This window comes from Brevibacterium linens (genome assembly GCF_003999335.1).
Taxonomy (GTDB): domain Bacteria; phylum Actinomycetota; class Actinomycetes; order Actinomycetales; family Brevibacteriaceae; genus Brevibacterium; species Brevibacterium linens.
In genome coordinates this window covers 3,328,627-3,344,798 of the sequence record NZ_CP026734.1, presented here as the reverse complement: position 1 = coordinate 3,344,798, position 16,172 = coordinate 3,328,627, and the positions used below count along the sequence as shown (strand labels likewise).

13 protein-coding genes, 1 tRNA gene and 1 pseudogene are annotated in these 16,172 nt (G+C 64.7%); 9 read left to right on the top strand and 6 right to left on the bottom strand.

The window, feature by feature from the left end; translation table 11 throughout:
• The first annotated feature begins 20 nt into the window (after window positions 1-20).
• The 3 genes from CXR29_RS15140 to CXR29_RS15130 all read left to right on the top strand — a co-directional run bounded on the left by CXR29_RS15140 (window position 21) and on the right by CXR29_RS15130 (window position 3,451).
• Window positions 21-1,451 (top strand): aspartate aminotransferase family protein, encoded by a 1,431-nt coding sequence (locus tag CXR29_RS15140; protein ID WP_127364986.1) that lies wholly within the window; start codon window positions 21-23, stop codon window positions 1,449-1,451.
• Between the two features lie 354 nt (window positions 1,452-1,805).
• The gene (locus CXR29_RS15135) at window positions 1,806-3,221 is read left to right on the top strand and encodes an inorganic phosphate transporter (protein WP_101554534.1); all 1,416 of its coding nucleotides are present in this window, start codon (window positions 1,806-1,808) and stop codon (window positions 3,219-3,221) included.
• Window positions 3,218-3,451, top strand: coding sequence for a hypothetical protein (locus CXR29_RS15130; RefSeq protein WP_101554535.1), 234 nt, complete (start codon window positions 3,218-3,220; stop codon window positions 3,449-3,451). The genes CXR29_RS15135 and CXR29_RS15130 overlap by 4 nt, the downstream gene beginning before the upstream one ends.
• A gap of 487 nt (window positions 3,452-3,938) precedes the next feature.
• On the opposite strand, the gene CXR29_RS15125 is transcribed toward CXR29_RS15130, so the two are convergent.
• Window positions 3,939-5,771: a phosphoenolpyruvate carboxykinase (GTP) gene (locus tag CXR29_RS15125; RefSeq protein WP_127364985.1), complete on the bottom strand. Its 1,833-nt coding sequence runs from the start codon at window positions 5,769-5,771 to the stop codon at window positions 3,939-3,941.
• 374 nt (window positions 5,772-6,145) lie between these two features.
• Between CXR29_RS15125 and CXR29_RS15120 the strand changes: the two genes are divergently transcribed.
• Together CXR29_RS15120 and CXR29_RS17760 are read left to right on the top strand one after the other, a co-directional pair.
• Window positions 6,146-6,218, top strand: a tRNA-Arg gene (locus CXR29_RS15120).
• Window positions 6,219-6,408: 190 nt separating this feature from the next.
• On the top strand, window positions 6,409-7,122 hold the full coding sequence (locus tag CXR29_RS17760; protein WP_241241695.1) for a hypothetical protein: 714 nt from the start codon (window positions 6,409-6,411) through the stop codon (window positions 7,120-7,122).
• 63 nt (window positions 7,123-7,185) lie between these two features.
• Here the strand turns inward: CXR29_RS17760 and CXR29_RS17755 are convergent.
• From CXR29_RS17755 to argG, 3 genes and pseudogenes are all read right to left on the bottom strand, one after another.
• Window positions 7,186-7,506: pseudogene (locus CXR29_RS17755) on the bottom strand (DNA alkylation repair protein); the annotation flags it as partial.
• Window positions 7,507-7,518: 12 nt separating this feature from the next.
• Window positions 7,519-7,935, bottom strand: coding sequence for a DNA alkylation repair protein (locus CXR29_RS17750; RefSeq protein WP_240812124.1), 417 nt, complete (start codon window positions 7,933-7,935; stop codon window positions 7,519-7,521).
• Between the two features lie 248 nt (window positions 7,936-8,183).
• Window positions 8,184-9,605, bottom strand: a complete 1,422-nt coding sequence (gene argG, locus CXR29_RS15110; RefSeq protein ID WP_101554538.1) for an argininosuccinate synthase — start codon at window positions 9,603-9,605, stop codon at window positions 8,184-8,186.
• A gap of 111 nt (window positions 9,606-9,716) precedes the next feature.
• On the opposite strand from argG, the gene CXR29_RS15105 reads away from it, so the two are divergent.
• Window positions 9,717-10,229 (top strand): GNAT family N-acetyltransferase, encoded by a 513-nt coding sequence (locus tag CXR29_RS15105; protein ID WP_127364984.1) that lies wholly within the window; start codon window positions 9,717-9,719, stop codon window positions 10,227-10,229.
• A gap of 226 nt (window positions 10,230-10,455) precedes the next feature.
• Here the strand turns inward: CXR29_RS15105 and CXR29_RS17745 are convergent, their stop codons facing one another.
• Together CXR29_RS17745 and CXR29_RS15095 are read right to left on the bottom strand one after the other, a co-directional pair.
• Window positions 10,456-10,911: a hypothetical protein gene (locus tag CXR29_RS17745; RefSeq protein ID WP_241241490.1), complete on the bottom strand. Its 456-nt coding sequence runs from the start codon at window positions 10,909-10,911 to the stop codon at window positions 10,456-10,458.
• Window positions 10,912-11,768: 857 nt separating this feature from the next.
• Window positions 11,769-13,352 (bottom strand): APC family permease, encoded by a 1,584-nt coding sequence (locus CXR29_RS15095; RefSeq protein WP_101554540.1) that lies wholly within the window; start codon window positions 13,350-13,352, stop codon window positions 11,769-11,771.
• A gap of 209 nt (window positions 13,353-13,561) precedes the next feature.
• Between CXR29_RS15095 and CXR29_RS15090 the strand changes: the two genes are divergently transcribed.
• The 3 genes from CXR29_RS15090 (at window position 13,562) to CXR29_RS15080 (ending at window position 16,057) form a co-directional block, all read left to right on the top strand.
• Complete coding sequence (locus tag CXR29_RS15090; RefSeq protein ID WP_241241489.1) at window positions 13,562-14,728, top strand: CPBP family intramembrane glutamic endopeptidase; 1,167 nt, start codon at window positions 13,562-13,564, stop codon at window positions 14,726-14,728.
• A 136-nt stretch (window positions 14,729-14,864) separates the two neighbouring features.
• Window positions 14,865-15,302 carry a DoxX family protein gene (locus CXR29_RS15085; protein WP_241241488.1) on the top strand — a complete coding sequence of 146 codons (438 nt, stop codon included), beginning with the start codon at window positions 14,865-14,867 and terminating at the stop codon, window positions 15,300-15,302.
• 188 nt (window positions 15,303-15,490) lie between these two features.
• On the top strand, window positions 15,491-16,057 hold the full coding sequence (locus tag CXR29_RS15080; protein WP_127364982.1) for an isochorismatase family protein: 567 nt from the start codon (window positions 15,491-15,493) through the stop codon (window positions 16,055-16,057).
• Window positions 16,058-16,172 lie beyond the last annotated feature (115 nt).

The window sequence follows — 16,172 nt, the reverse complement described above, 5'->3', positions numbered from 1 at the left end:
GTCTCGGCGAAGGAGCAGCCATGACCACTACCGCGGATTCCCCGCTCACCGAATCGCACCGCGACGCTGATCGCACCGGCGCCGACAGGATCGGCCCTGACCGTATCGAGACCGGGCGACGTGCCCATGGACTCGACCGGGCGCACGTCTTCCACTCCTGGCAGGCACAGGGACCGTTCGACCCGATGACGGTCATCGACGCTGCAGGCTCCTATGTCTGGGACGGTGAGGGCCGAAAGCTCCTCGACATGTCATCGCAGCTGGTCAACACCAATATCGGCCACCAGCACCCGGCCGTCGTCGCCGCCATCCAGGAACAGGCGGGCTGGCTGTGCACGATCGCGCCGCAGCACGTCAACGATGCCCGCTCCGAGGCGGCCCGACTCATCGCCGAACGCACCCCGGGCGACCTCGACCACGTGTTCTTCACGAACGGGGGAGCCGACGCCAACGAGCACGCGATCCGGATGGCCCGGCTGCACACGGGGCGGTCGAAGGTGCTTTCGGCCTACCGCAGCTACCACGGCGGCACGCAGCTGGCCGTCAACGTCACCGGTGACCCGCGCCGGTTCGCCAACGACTACTCCGCTGAGGGCATCGTTCACTTCATGCCCGCCTACCCGTATCGGTCGTACTTCAACTCGACGTCCGAGGCCGAGGAAACGCAGCGGGCGCTGGCCCACCTCGAAGACATGATCACCCTCGAAGGGCCCGGCAACATCGCCGCACTCATCCTCGAGACCGTGCCGGGCACCGCAGGGATCTACGCCCCGCCGGCCGGCTACCTCGCCGGGGTGCGCGAGCTGACGGCGAAGTACGGGATCGTCTTCATCGCCGATGAAGTGATGGCCGGCTTCGGCCGCACCGGTCGCTGGTTCGCCCTCGACCACTGGGACGTCACCCCAGACCTCATCACCTTCGCCAAAGGTGTGAACTCCGGGTACGTTCCGCTCGGCGGGGTCGCCATCTCGGACGCGATCTTCGAGACCTTCCGCGACCGTGCCTACCCGGGCGGACTGACCTATTCGGGACATCCGCTCGCCTGTGCGGCTGCTGTTGCGACGATCACCGCCATGGAGGACGAAGGCATGATCGCCAACGCGGACCGCCTCGGCGAGGACATCATCGGCCCAAGTCTGCGGGAGATGGCGCAGCGCCACCCTGCGGTCGGGGATGTGCGGGGGATGGGCTGCTTCTGGGCGGTCGAGCTCGTGAAGGACCGGACGACGAAGGAGCCGCTGGCAGCCTACGGCGGCAGCTCGCCGGAGATGAACGAGGTCATCGCAGCGCTCAAGGCCGAAGGCGTGCTGCCGTTCGCGAACTTCAACCGGATCCATGTCGTGCCGCCGCTCAACACCCCGGATGAGGATGTCAGGTTCGGCCTCGCCGCCCTGGATCGGGCACTCGACGTCGCGGATCGGTACGTCACGGAGCAGATTCGCCACGCGTGACCGAAGCGTCGCCTCGGCGGTGTCCTGCCGCGGTTTCCGCAGAAGTGTCGGCCACGGTTTCCGCGGGTGGGTCGGCCACGCTCTCTGCGGATGACAGCGGGAAGCGGGGAGCCGCCTCGGCGAGAGAATGGCTGTGTTCGGGCCCCGTTCGCAATGTGAGTGCTATTGCACTCTCAGCCGGGCGGGGCCCGTTTGCGCACGTCAGAAGTGAACAAAAGGTGAATGAGGTGGAGTCGGGTCGAATTGCGGGTGAAGAACAGTTGAATCTGTGGGTAGACTTCTGCGGGATAGTGATTGCTGGCCGTCAGCTGCATCATCCACGGTCCGAATAGTGTCTACACCCAAGGTCGATTAGTGGAAATCATCTTCGTCGTCGTGCTCGTCATCGCACTGGCGCTGTTCTTCGACTTCACCAATGGCTTTCACGATACGGCCAATGCCATGGCCACCCCGATCGCGACCGGGGCCATCAAACCCAAGACCGCGGTCACGCTCGCTGCGATCCTCAATCTCGTCGGCGCCTTCCTCTCCACCGAGGTGGCCAAGACCATCTCCGGCGGCATCATCAAAGAAGGCGGCGGGGGAGTCCAGATCACTCCCGACTTCATCCTCGCCGGTCTCATCGGCGCCATCATCTGGAACATGGCGACGTGGCGCTTCGGCCTTCCGTCCTCCTCGTCCCATGCACTCTTCGGCGGCCTCATCGGTGCGGCCATCGTCGGTGCCGGACTCAACTCCGTCGACTACGGAGTGTTCCTGTCGAAGGTCGTCATCCCGGCTCTGGCGGCTCCGCTCATCGCCGGCTTCAGCGCCTACCTGTGCACGAAGATCGCCTATGCGATCACTCGTCGCAACGAGGAGGGCAAGACCGCTCGCCGTGCACCGTTCAAATACGGACAGATCTTCTCGTCCTCGCTGGTGGCGCTCGCCCACGGAACGAACGATGCGCAGAAGACGATGGGCGTCATCACCCTCGTCCTCGTCTCTGCGAACCTTCAGGAGCACGGCACCGGTCCGCACATCTGGGTGATCACGGCGTGTGCGCTGGCGATCGCGTTGGGCACCTACGTCGGCGGTTGGCGCATCATCGACACTCTCGGCACGAAGCTGACGACGGTCAAGGCCGCGCAGGGCCTGTCGGCCGAGACGTCGACGGCCGCGGCCATCCTCGCCTCCTCTCACCTCGGCTTCGCACTGTCGACGACGCAGGTTGCCTCCGGCTCGGTGCTCGGTTCGGGATTGGGACGTAAGGGCGCCGATGTCCAGTGGTCGACGGCCGGACGGATCGCCTCCGGTTGGCTGCTGACGATCCCGGCCGCCGCGATCGTCGGCGGACTGGCCGCCGGCATCGCTCATCTGGGCACGATCGGCGTCGTCATCGACACGGCCATCGCCGTCGTCGTGGTGCTGTGGATCTATCTCAGCTCCCGTCAGGTCGAGGAGACGGACATCTCGAACTTCGACACCGTGGGTGAAGCCGTCAACATTCGCGGTCGCAAGCGGAAGCTGCGCAAGGACCGCAACCGCAAACGCGCTCAGGAGAAGCGGGAGGCCCGCTACGAAGCCTGGGCAGAGAAGCAGGCGGCCAAAGAGAAGCGCCGGGCACACCGTCACGCCAAGAAGAACGGGGCGGTTCCCGTCGAGGCGACGACAGGATCGTCGACCGGTTCGGCGTCCGGATCGAGGTCCGGAGCCGATTCGGGGCGTGCATCGAACACCGGAGCCGATTCGAGTCGGGCCGATGCGAGCGATCAGGGAGACGCGAAATGATCGAATGGAGTTCCTTCGCCATCGTGGCTGCCGCGACATGGGTCTCGGCCATCATCGTCATCACGCTGTTCTCCGTTGCCGTGCGCATGCGCGCGACACATCTCGACCGGGTCGACGAGGGCCGCAGCAGCTCAGGGCTGCAGGTCGCCTACTGGACGGTCTTCGGAGTCTGCGGAGCAGTCGTGCTGCTCGGCGTCTATCTCATCGTCCCGGCTCTCCACGGCGCCTGACGACTCGGACGGCGGTCGCTTGCCGTCGGCCAGCACCTGCCGTCGACCGCTGCCTGCCGTCGGCACCCGCTCTGGGTGACCATCACCCACCGGCAGCGTCACGTCCACCCTTCAGTGCGCCATCACCCACCCTTAGCTGCCGTGCCTACACCTGCAACGGTGCGACGTGACGCTGCGACGACGTTCTGCTCCCGCCGGTGCTCAGCGACAGCAACGGTGAGAGATGCCCCGTGGTGAACAGGTGCCTATCTTCGTGCGTTGGGAGCAACGGCGACAGTCGGCACCAACGGTGAGGGGTGCAGGCCTCCCAACTGTCACGGAATACGACGATCCCCCAACCACCTCGGCGGCGGTTGGGGGATCGTCGGTGAACGAGCGGATCAGTCCGTCGGCAGATCAGCCAAGCGACTCAGCCAAACTAGTCAGCCCAGCGCATCAGCCAGACGGCTCAGACTAGCCACACAGTCAAGCAACTCAGCCGAACGACTCAGGCGAGGCCGAGGCGCTCGCGGAGGTTGTCGACCTCGGCGCGGAGCTCGGCCGGAACCGAATCGCCGAGCTCGGCGTACCACTCTTCGATGAGGCCGAGTTCGGTCTCCCACTCCTCGGGCTTGATGGCGAGAGCCTTGCGCAGCTGCTCGTCGGTGAAGTCGAGGCCTTCGGTGTCCAGGCCGCCTTCGACCGGGGTGAGGCCGAGCGGGGATTCCTGAGCATCGGCGGTGCCGGTGACGCGTTCGAAGACCCACTTGAGGACGCGTGAGTTCTCGGAGAATCCGGGCCACAGGAACGAGTTGTCGTCGTCGCGGCGGAACCAGTTGACGTAGAAGATCTTCGGCAGCTGGGCACCCTCGGTATTGCCGATGTTGATCCAGTGCTGCAGGTAGTCACCGACGTTGTAGCCGATGAACGGGCGCATCGCCATCGGGTCGCGGCGGACGACGCCGACGGCACCGGTGGCAGCTGCGGTGGTCTCCGAGGAGAGCACCGAACCCATGAACACGCCGTGCGTCCAGTCCTTGGTCTCGGTCACGAGCGGCATCGTGGTCTTGCGGCGACCGCCGAAGAGGATGGCCGAGATCGGCACACCGTTCGGGTTGGTCCACTCGGGAGCCAAGGTCGGCACGTTCGCGATCGGGGTGCAGAAACGCGAGTTCGGGTGAGCAGCCGGGGTGTCGGACTCAGGCGTCCAATCGTTGCCCCGCCAGTCGGTGAGGTGAGCAGGCGCCTCATCGGTCTTGCCTTCCCACCACACGTCACCGTCGTCGGTCAGAGCGACGTTGGTGAAGATGTTGCCGCCTTCCTCGATGGCGCGCATCGCGGTCGGGTTCGTGGTGTAACCGGTGCCCGGGGCGACTCCGAAGAGTCCGAATTCGGGGTTGACGGCGTAGAGCTGGCCGTCTTCGCCGAAGCGCATCCATGCGATGTCGTCACCGAGGGTCTCGGCCTTCCAGCCGGGGATGGTCGGTTCGATCATGGCGAGGTTGGTCTTGCCGCAGGCCGAGGGGAATGCGGCGGCGACGTACTTGACGACGCCTTCGGGGTTCGTCAGCTTGAGGATGAGCATGTGCTCGGCCAGCCAGCCTTCGTCCCGGGCGATTGCGGAGGCGATGCGCAGCGCGTAGCACTTCTTGCCCAGCAGCGCGTTGCCGCCGTAGCCGGAGCCGAAGGACCAGATGGCGCGATCCTCGGGGAAGTGGGTGATGTACTTGGTGGTGTTGCAGGGCCAGGCGACATCGTCCTGTCCCTCTTCCAGCGGAGCGCCGACGGAGTGGACGCACTCGACGAACTTCGCGTCCTGGGCGTCGATCGCATCGAGGGCGTACTTGCCCGAGCGAGCCATGACGAGCATGGAGAGGACAACGTACGCCGAATCGGTGACCTCGATGCCGAACATCGGCTGGTCCGCTTCGGCGTGGCCCATGACGAAGGGGATGACGTACATGGTGCGTCCGCGCATCGCGCCCTCGAACAGCGGGTTGAGCGTCTCCTTCATCTCCGCGGGAGCGACCCAGTTGTTGAGTGGACCGGCGTCCTTCTCGTCTTCGGAGCAGATGTAGGTCCGGCCCTCGACGCGGGCGACGTCCTCGGGGTCGGAGGCCGCGTAGTAGGAGTCCTTGGTGCCGTTGACACGCTGGATGGTGCCGGCCTCGACGAGCTTCTCGGCGATCTCGTTCTTCTGTGCTTCGGAACCATCGATCCAGACGATGTCGTCCGGGGTGGTCAGGGCGGCGATCCGGCTGACGAACGAGAGCACCGACTTGTTCTCGGTCGGTGCGTTCTTCAGCTGGTCAGCGACGACATCATGGTCGAGGACAGTCATGAGTGGTCTCCTGGTGGGTCGTGTGTGGGGTTTCGTCTGCGGCGGCTGGCGTCCGTCGAGCGGTTGGTACATCTCCACCGTAGGATGGGAGCAGAAGCGAAAAACGGGCGTTTCGGTCACTCGAAGATGTGCATTGGATCACAGTCAGGGGCCGAATGACGCGAAAGACGCAATTCACTGACGTGTTATTTCATTCGATTGACGTATCGTTTCAATCGTGATCGACCGCTGAAATCTGCGATTTCATCCCCTCTCGCCGAGGCGGCTCTGGCCTTGAGTGCGAATGTGGCGAAGCGCACGTGGAGACGATTTGAGCTTCGGTGAGGCGGGTGTGTATAGTTGTTCGAGTTGCAGGGAGAGAGTCCGGGCGACATGCGCCACTAGCTCAACGGATAGAGCATCTGACTACGGATCAGAAGGTTGGGGGTTCGAATCCCTCGTGGCGCACCGAAGGAAAGTCCCTCACCAGGCAGGATAGCTGGTGAGGGACTTTTTCGTATGCCTGGAGTCGGCCGATCTGATGGGCTGATGATCAGAATGTGTGTACAGGATGGCCCGCTTGCCCAGTAGGCAGTAGGGCAGGACCGGGTTGAACATGACTACTGATCCGAAGGTTGGGCTTCTGTTGGGTGTTGAGATGAGGAAAGCCCGTCGTCACCGGGACGAGTTCGGTGAGGTCATCGAGGTGTTCGCCGACCGCCCAGGACCGAAGACGGTGACGGGGGTCGTCGTCGGGTGGGTGCTCTTCACAGCTCTGACATTCATCAACCCCGGGGAGACGCCGCTGCTGGCGATTGCTCCAGGCGTCATCTTCGCGGTGATGTTCGGTTTGATCCTTCTCTATCTCTCGGGTGAGCGGCTCATCGTCTGCGAACGAGGGATCCTTGTCGGCTCCATTGCCCCGGGAATTCGTCCCTACGCCATTCCCTATCGGCAGGTCACGCCCGGCAGCATTGCCGGGGTCGCCGGCGCGAACAGATATCTCAAAGAGGCCGGACTGCAAGGACAGATCGCGCAGTCGACTCTGCGAGCGTCCTGGTGGACGAAGAACGGTCTCCACTTCGTCGCCTGTTCGGCTGATGGTGCCAGGCGCGGGCCCAGGCGTTTCACGCTGGCGCTCGACCCGATTCCACGGTCGATCGACGGCCGCTGGATCTGGTTCGCCGGAACAGGCCGACAGTCCGCGAACTCGGCGATCGAGGTTATCGCACGGGCCGCCTCGGCGGCGGGGTATCCGCAACTGGCTCAGGCTGCGCTCGACCGCGGAGTCGTCGAGCTGACGGGCAACCCCGAGGACGAGCACCGCCAGATGCCCGGCCACCCGCCGGTCCGCCGAGGCGGGGTCAGGTAACAGAGACTCGGGGCATCTGGCGGCGAGAACGGCCTCACGCTGTTCGATCGAGAGGCGCTTGACGGCCTCGCGAAGTGTCACCCCGGAGGCACGGTGAGCAGGCGGGAGGATCCAGTCGAAGACGAGGTCGGGGCGTGTGCGTGCGGTGTCGCGCAGAATCCAGCCGATGGCCTTGCGGATGAAGAATTCCTTCTCCTCGAGCATCGCCTCGGCGAAACGGGAGAACCGGTCGAAGTCGCCGCGGCCCTGTCGCAGCGGAACCAGGTGCGCCAGCAGGGCCGAACGGCGGATCCAGAAGTCCTCCTCGCTCGCCCAGCGCTCGAGAATGGGATCGAAAGCAGCATCCCGTTCGCTCAACGGCCCGATGAGATCCCCGGCCAGGGGGTCGACAAGGGCTCAGGTCTTCGCTTCGCGCAGCAGGTCTTCAATGAAATCCGCATCCCCGGCGCCGAGGCGGTCCTGCGACTGGATGAGCACCATCGTGGCTGCAGCGCGACGTTCGTGGACGGGTGTGTGGTTCCCGGTTGACCCGCCGTCAGTCAGTTCGGTGCTGTCGGCCGAGTCATCTGACGACGTCGGCGCGGCCCAGAGAAGCCGGGCAAGCTCGATGACCTCATCGTGTTCGAGCCCCGTCCCTCGCAGTGCTGCCCGAACGATGGCTCGGGTGTCCGGGACGCTCACCCCGTAATGGAGGAGTTCGCTCTTGAGGTAGGCCTTTTCCTTCTGGGCGCGTTCGCTGCCGCCACGGGCGCGCAGATCTCGGTCGACCGCCTCGGCGAGGGCCTGGACGTTGTACCGGGAATCGGAGGTCATGGAACGAATCATTCCACGGTCGCACCGCACCGCATCGTGCGGACGCGGGCGCTGCAGCTCGCGGTGAATGCGAAACGGCCGGCAGGCGGACTCCGTCGATCGCATTGATCGGGGAGTGCGCCTGCCGGCCGTTCTCTGTTCTCAACCGGAGGCCGCGAGTCTCATGCTGCGCAGTGTCTCCGGAAGTCTTTCGCTATCCGGCACGGACGGGGTTCAGCCCGACCGAAGCCGGCGTCGGGCGCGTGACCTCAGTCCGTTCCCGCGTCGAAGGCGGCGGAAAGGCCTGCGCGGTCGCTGGCCTCGTCGACGTCGACGGTGGAGTTCGCGATCTCCTCGGCGCCGCCGGCCTCCAGTGAGCCCACGAGCTCCGAGGTCGGCCCGGACACGATGCCCATGGCCGCGTACTGCTCGAGACGCGCGCGCGAGTCGGCGATGTCGAGGTTGCGCATGGTCATCTGGCCGATGCGGTCCTCGGGGCCGAAGGCGGCATCGCCCACGCGCTCCATCGACAGCTTCTCCGGGTGGTAGGACAGGTTCGGGCCCTCGGTGTTGACGATCGTGTAGTCGTCGCCGCGGCGCAGGCGCAGGGTGACCTCGCCGGTGATCGCCGAGGCGACCCACCGCTGCATGGACTCACGCAGCATGAGCGACTGCGGGTCGAGCCAGCGTCCCTCATACATCCGGCGACCGAGGCGGCGGCCCTCTTCGTGGTAGAGGGCGATGGTGTCCTCGTTGTGGATGGCGTTGAGCAGACGCTCGTACGTCACGTGCAGCAGGGCCATGCCGGGAGCCTCGTAGATGCCGCGGGACTTCGCCTCGATGATGCGGTTCTCGATCTGGTCGGACACGCCGAGTCCGTGGCGGCCGCCGATCTCGTTGGCCTTGAAGACCAGGGCAACGGGGTCGACGAATTCTTCGCCGTTGATGGCGACGGGGCGGCCGGCCTCGAAGCGGACGGAGACCTCTTCCGATTTGACCTCGACGTCATCGCGCCAGGCGGCGACGCCCATGATCGGCTCGACGATGTCGAGTCCGGCGTCGAGGAACTCGAGGGTCTTCGCCTCGTGTGTGGCGCCCCAGATGTTCGCATCCGTCGAGTAGGCCTTCTCGGCCGAGTCCCGGTAGGGGTAGCCGTGTTCGACGAGCCATTCGCTCATCTCCTGTCGGCCGCCGAGCTCGTCGACGAACTCCGAGTCGAGCCAGGGCTTGTAGATGCGCAGCTTCGGGTTGGCCATGAGGCCGTACCGGTAGAACCGCTCGATGTCGTTGCCCTTGTAGGTCGAGCCGTCGCCCCAGATGTCGACGCCGTCTTCCTTCATGGCGCGGACCAGCATGGTTCCGGTGACGGCGCGGCCCAGCGGGGTGGTGTTGAAATAGGTCTTGCCGCCGGAGCGGACGTTGAACGCACCGCACTGGAGGGCGACGAAGCCCTCTTCGACGAGCAGGCGCTTGGCGTCGACGAAGCGGGCGATTTCGGCACCGTATTCCTTGGCACGCTCGGTCACCGACTCCAGGTCGGGCTCATCGTACTGGCCGATATCGGCCGTGTACGTGCACGGGATGGCACCCTTGTGGCGCATCCACGCGACCGCGCAGGAGGTGTCCAGTCCGCCGGAGAAGGCGATTCCAACGTGCTCACCGACCGGGAGCGAAGACAGTACTTTCGACATGGCACCAGCGTAACGGCATTCCCCGCCGAATGTCGAATTGTTATGCAATGGAATGTATTTTTATGTGCTCAGGGCGGGTGAGGCGGCCCCGCCGATTGCTATCGTGAGCGGGTGACGAATCCTCCCGCACCTCAGTTCACGGTCCGCGCCGAGACGTCCGGTGATGTCGACGCGATCCACGCACTGACCGCGGTCGCTTTCAGTCAGGTCGATGAGGCAGAGCTCGTCGACGCCCTCCGCGCATCCGGCAATGGGCTCGAGGGTCTGTCGTTCGTCGGCGTTCTCGACGAGGAAGTCATCGCCCACGCCATGCTCTCCCGGTGTTTTGTCGGCGACGTTCCCGGGGTCTGCCTTGCGCCGTGTTCTGTGTGGCCCGAGCATCAGCGTACCGGTGTCGGCACCGCCGTCATCGAGGCGCTGCTGGCCGAGGCGGCCCGCAGCGCTGAGGCATTCGCCGTTGTCCTCGGCCATGCCGAGTACTACCCGCGCTTCGGGTTCACCCCGGCCTCGGGCTTCGGCATCACCCTGCACGTCGACGTTCCAGGCGACGCGCTCATGGCGATGCCGTTGGCCGGCGAGGTGCCTGCGGGTGCCTTGGCCTTCGCGCCAGAGTTCGGGGTCTGAGGCAGAGCAGGCGGCGCGACGGTGCTGGCGGCCGCTATCCGTTCTGCTGCCAGCTTGGTACCTCCGCTCGCGGTATCTGCCCACGAAGCTGGCTTCACCCGAAACAGCAGGTCGCAATCGGATATTTGCGCGTGGATATAGGTCAGCATCGGACACTAGCGGCAGAACTTAGGTCAACATCGGACACTTTTCGACGCCAGAAATGTCCGATGCTGACCTACATTTTTCACTGCAGTCCGAGATATCGGCGGATGTCGCGTTCAAGTTGACGGCGATTGGTCGACTTCGTTACTCGCAATACCGTCCAGCCGGCGGCTTTCAGTGCGTTGACTCGGTCGATATCAGCGGCCCACTGTCCCTCTGATGTCCTGTGAAAGTCTCCCTCGTACTCCAATGCGAGTTTCTCCTTCAGGTAGCCGAGGTCGGGATGCAGGGTCCGGTCGATCGTCGGGCAGTAGACGGCGGGGTGGACGGCAGGTTCCGGAAGGCCTCGGGACACGGCCCACAGGCGGAGGTCGGTCTCCATCGGCGAGTCGACATCTTCCCGAATGAGTTCAACAGCGGCCTTGAGCTTCGATCTGGCCCTGAGGTGCCTCGTCTCGGCGACGTGCTCGACCAGAGACGGCAGTGTGAATTGCGGTGGGCTCTTCCAGTCGCCGATCGCCGCGTCTCCGATCTTCACCAGCGACTCCACGGAGCAGACGGAAGCAAACTGACTGAATACCTGCAAAGGACTCAAGGTCGGCAGGCCCAGCCATGAGATCGATCTGAGCATTCTCATTCGGTGCAGAACGACGCCTCTTCTGCGAATGCGCTTATTGGTGTCCGATGTCCCCAGGTGAAGATCGTTTCGTCTGAGTGATCGCGGCAATGGCCATCCATACAAACGCGCGGCAGTCTCTCTGCAGGCTACGACTCCCGGGTGTCTGTGGACGAGTGCCCTGAGCAGTCTCGCCTCATCGAGCCACGCGTCATCTGCCCACGTCGGAACCGGATACTCGGTGGAAGCCGAGTCATCGAAACGGAGCCCCCAAGAAGCCGGGGGAAGCCCGCGCCCGGCCCGGATCTCGTAGTCGGAAGCTCCCCGTGCTCGCGCCTCCGAGACCGAGAGAACTGCCGGATAGTGTGCGTAGATCAGTGGATGTTTCATGCACAGATCGTCTACTTGGACTCAGCGTGTGGGAAGACCTGCCTGAGGCGGCTGTGGGCAACCGTACTGCATCCACAGCCCGTATGCGCCTGAGTCAGGCCATTTGTCCACAACCGGTCGAGGGCGGAGCTGGGGGTGACCTCAGGCGATGTCAGCGCGCCCGGGAGAAGCTTCGGGTGTCCCGGCGACGGCTCGAACGAAACTCTGCACAGGAGTGTGTGTGCGAGTGGACTCAGCGAGACGCGTAGTCACGGCGGCATAGGGTGTGCGCGAAATAGTGGTCACCATCGGACTTCCGGGCTAGAGAATTAGGTCACCATCGGACATTTATCGAGCCAGAAAGTATCCGATGGTGACCTGAATTCGAGCACAGTGTCCGTTTGTGACCACTATTCGGGGAAGCGGCCGCGCCCTGCCCGCGCGAGTTTCAGCTTCGCGCGGTGGGCGCGGATCGCCTCGGCGACGGCGATGGCGTCACCTTCGGGAGCGTCGGACTTCCGATCCGGACGTGCCGTGAACAGGTAGATGAATCCGGCGACAAGCACGACGGCCAGACCGATGAGCACGATCCAGTCGGCGAAGAACGATCCGGAGTCGCCGGGAAGCGAGAGCAGGACCATCGCGAAGATGCCGTAGGCCAAGGCCGCGATGTTGACGACGACGCCCCAGCCTCCCAGCGACCACGGCCCCGCCGGTTTCCACCCGCGCAAACGCTGACGCAGCGCCCCGAGGACGACCATCTGGAAGGCGAGGTAGATGCCGAGGATCGCGAACGAGGTCACGGCGACGAGGATTCCGTCGTTGAACCAGATGAGCACGCAGATCAGAGCGGGTGCGGTGCAGGCGACGATGAGGGCGTTGTGTGGGATCTTCGTTCCGTCGGTGACCTTCGACAGCCACGTGTGCCCGGGCATCATTCCGTCGCGGGCGAAGCTGAAGATCAGTCTCGATGCGGCGGCCTGCAGGCTGAGCACGCACGAGATGAACGCGAGGATCGCAACGAGCAGGAAGATCTTCGCACCGACATCGCCGAGGCTGCCGGCGAGGATCGCGGGAATCGGGTCGGCGACCTCGCCGGCGACGATCTCCTCGAGATTCGGTGCCGCGAGCACATACCCGCCGAAGGAGAACAGCGCAGAGATCGCCCCGACGAAGATCGTCATGAGCATCGCCTTCGGAATGCCGCGGGCCGGATTCGACACCTCCTCGGCAACGTCACCACAAGCCTCGAAACCGTAGAAGAGGAAGAGCCCAGCAACTGCGGCTCCCATGAAGACGGGCAGGTAGCTGCCGTCACCGGCGGTGCCCATGGTGTCGAAGAAGACGGAGAAGCTGTGCTTGCGTTCGAAGATGAGCAGGAACAGGCCGAGCCCGATGACGCCGATGAGTTCGGCGAAGAGGCCGATGCGCGCGATGCGGGCCAACCATTTCGTGCCCGAGAAGTTGATCGCCAAGGCGAGGACGAGGAGTCCAAGGCCGAGGAACAGAGTGGAGTTGCGGCTGAGATCGAGGCCGAAGAGGCTTGCGAGGAACCCAGCCCCGAACTCCGCCACCGAGGTGATCGTGACGATGAGTGCGCAGATGTAGATCCAGGCGGCCATCCACGCATACCGTTTGCTCCACAGCCGCCTCGCCCATGGGTAGATTCCACCGGCGATGGGGAATTGGGAGACGACCTCCCCGAAGACGAGGGCGACGAGCAGCTGCCCGCAGGCAACGATGACGATCCACCAGATCGAGGGCGGACCACCGGTCGACAGTGCGACGGCCAGCAGCGAATAGACGCCGACGAGCGGTGAGAGATAGGTGAAGCCGAGAGCGAAGTTCGCCCACGGGCTCATCGACCGCTCGAACGAGTCACCGTAGCCGAGGACGGCGAGGTGATCGGAATCGGAGAGATGGCCATCGGCACGATTGCCGGCGGAGGTGTGAGCGCCCGCGGGATGGTGGGCCTTCGAGGGGAGATCGGACATGATGCAGTTCCTTCATTCGAATCGTCGTTGATTCCGTACTGTTCGCATCGTATCTCCGATTCTCGCCTGCGGAAGCGTTCTCGTCCGAGCGGCTGATCGCGATTTCCGCCTCACGGCGGAGGTGCCGGGCCACCGCGAGTCATAGCGTGGAATCACAAGCACGGACCACCGTCGAACCGGTGGGCCCGATGCAGGAACGAGGAGGAACCGTGAACACGCAGACGCACAGTCAAACCGGATTCGCCGAGGCGACCGGACCGACCGAGCCATCACCTCAGCCCGCTGTCCCACCCCACCCGCCCGGAACGACGGATTCCATTCCCGGTCCTGTCGCCTCGGCGATGAATGGATCGCACGCCCCCACCGAGGAGGTCGACGCGAAAGGGCGCCCACTCGCCGTCGTGCCTTCCCGGGTCCCGTGGCTCGAGATCGGAGTCTTCGCCGTCATTGCCTTCGGCCTCGCGTGGCTGGCCTGCCTGCCGCTGTGGACTTCGGGCGAGGGCATCAACGACCCTCTCGCCGTGACGGTCTTCGGCGGACTCATGATGTTCACACCTCTGGTCGCCAGCATCATCGCCTCCATCGTCCAGCGCCGCCGCGCCCGTGCCAGGGGGGAGGTCTTGGCCAGCGCTCCGCGCTACTTCGGCTTCTGGCCGTTGCGTCCCTTCGGTCGAGTCATCGGGGTGACCGTCGCGGCCTTCTTCGGCATCATGGTTCTCGTCGTCCTCGGCTATCTGGTCAGCGCTGCGTTCGGTTGGCTCACGCTCGACCTCACCGGGCTGTCCGCGTTCAAGGAACAATTGGCCACACTCCCGGGTATGGAGTCGGTGCCGATTGCGGTCGCTATCCTCGGTTATCTGCTGCTCATGCTCGCAGGCTCGATATCCAATTGCTTCGTCACGATCGGTGAGGAATTCGGCTGGAGAGGATGGCTGCTCACCAGCCTCCGCCCCCTGGGCGCCTGGCCGGCTCTGCTCATCGTCGGTGTCGTCTGGGGTCTGTGGCACGCACCGCTCATCCTGCTCGGCTACAACTTCAACCGCCCCGACATCACCGGCCTGGGACTCATGGTCGGCGGCTGCATCATGGTCGGCATCCTCTTCGGCTGGTTGCGCCTGCGCACCGGATCCGTCTGGCCGGCGGTCTTCGCTCACGCGGCACTCAACGGATCCACCGGCATGTTGTTGGCCTTGGTCATCGATGCGGGGGCCTCGATTCCCGACCCGGCGCTCATGACTCTCCTCGGGGCTTCGGGCTGGATCGTCTCCGCTGTCGTCATCGCCGCACTCGTTCTGACGGGGCAGTTCCGGAGGCAGCCGGAGCTGGGAATCAAGAAGGCCGCCCCCGCCGCACCTGTTCCCCGGCAGACCGTCTGATCACCATCGAAATATGACGCCGGGGCCGGCCTCGAAATTGAGGCCCGGGCCCGGCGTCCGTTAGGCTCAGAAACCCCATAGACCTAAGGAGTCTCTTGTGATTTTTGGCCCATCATTGCTGCAGACGGCAGGACGCATGCTCACCGCACCGATCTTCATCACCGGCGGACTCTCGGCTGTGAAGGATCCCGCGGGTAAGGCGGCGATGGCCGAATCGACCCTGGACTCCATCCGCGAATACGTGCCCGGACTTCCCGATGACAATGAGCTGCTCGTGCGCGTCAACGGCGGCGTGCAGATCCTCGCCGGTGCCACCCTGCTGCTCGGCATCAAGCCGCGACTCTCGGCACTGGCGCTCGCAGGCTCCCTCATCCCGACCACTCTGGCCGGACACTCCTTCTGGGAGATGGAAGGCGGCGACGCGAAGGCCCACCAGACCCAGTTCTCGAAGAACCTCGCGGCCCTCGGCGGACTGCTCCTCATTGCCGGAGACGGCGACAACAGCAAGGCCATCGAGAAGGCCGCGAGGAAGGCAGCGAAGAAGGCCGAGAAGCGCGCCCTCAAGCAGGCCTGAGGTCAGTGATGGTCTGTGCGCTCGAAGTTGCGGACGATCCGTGCGGGCAAACCCGGTGAATTTCAGCACAGATCGTCCGCATCTCGGCGTTCGCCCATCGCCTGACGCGCCCACCACCAGTCGCACCAGCCTTCAACCGAATCCAACGCACCCCTGGAAATCGGCCGGGAAACGCCTATGCTCGAGGCATGGCCAAGGCACTTCTCATCGTCGATGTCCAGAATGATTTCACCGAAGGCGGCGCGCTCGGCGTGACCGGCGGCGACACCGTCGCCGAAGGCATCACCGCTCACCTCGCCGCGCATGCCGGCGACTATGACGCCGTCATCGCCTCCCGCGACTGGCACGATGCCGACAATGACAACGGCGGCCACTTCAGCGACACTCCGGACTTCGTCGACAGTTGGCCCGTCCACTGCGTCGCCGGCACCGATGGTGCGGCCTTCGACCCGCTGCTCGTCACCGCGGCCATCACCCACGAGGTCCGCAAGGGGCAGGGCAAACCCGACTATTCGGCGTTCCAGGGGATCACGGACACGGGGAGCCGCCTCGGCGAGCTTCTCACCGAACTCACCATCACCGAGGTGGACGTCGTCGGCATCGCCACCGACCACTGCGTACGTGCTTCCGCCCTCGATGCGCTGAGCGCGGGACTGAGCGTTCGAGTGCTCACCGACCTCATCGCGGGCGTCGGAGAAGACTCGAGCACGGCGGCACTCGCGGAGGTCGAAAAGGCAGGGGTCGAGCTCGCCTGAGCCGCTGACTCTCCACCCGTGCCGTAACCTCAGCCGCAAGCATCACTCCAGGTCAGTGCGCTTTCTCCATCGAAAGTTGCAGACCGAATCCGAACTCTTCGGCGATGTGTGTGAC

Coding starts and splice junctions, on each gene's coding strand:
- CXR29_RS15125 (WP_127364985.1), bottom strand. CDS start 5,771: ATGACTGTCCTCGACCATGATGTCGTCGCTGACCAGCTGAAGAACGCA.
- CXR29_RS15085 (WP_241241488.1), top strand. CDS start 14,865: ATGCTCACCGCACCGATCTTCATCACCGGCGGACTCTCGGCTGTGAAG.
- CXR29_RS17760 (WP_241241695.1), top strand. CDS start 6,409: ATGAGGAAAGCCCGTCGTCACCGGGACGAGTTCGGTGAGGTCATCGAG.
- argG (WP_101554538.1), bottom strand. CDS start 9,605: ATGTCGAAAGTACTGTCTTCGCTCCCGGTCGGTGAGCACGTTGGAATC.
- CXR29_RS17750 (WP_240812124.1), bottom strand. CDS start 7,935: ATGACCTCCGATTCCCGGTACAACGTCCAGGCCCTCGCCGAGGCGGTC.
- CXR29_RS15095 (WP_101554540.1), bottom strand. CDS start 13,352: ATGTCCGATCTCCCCTCGAAGGCCCACCATCCCGCGGGCGCTCACACC.
- CXR29_RS15140 (WP_127364986.1), top strand. CDS start 21: ATGACCACTACCGCGGATTCCCCGCTCACCGAATCGCACCGCGACGCT.
- CXR29_RS15080 (WP_127364982.1), top strand. CDS start 15,491: ATGGCCAAGGCACTTCTCATCGTCGATGTCCAGAATGATTTCACCGAA.
- CXR29_RS15130 (WP_101554535.1), top strand. CDS start 3,218: ATGATCGAATGGAGTTCCTTCGCCATCGTGGCTGCCGCGACATGGGTC.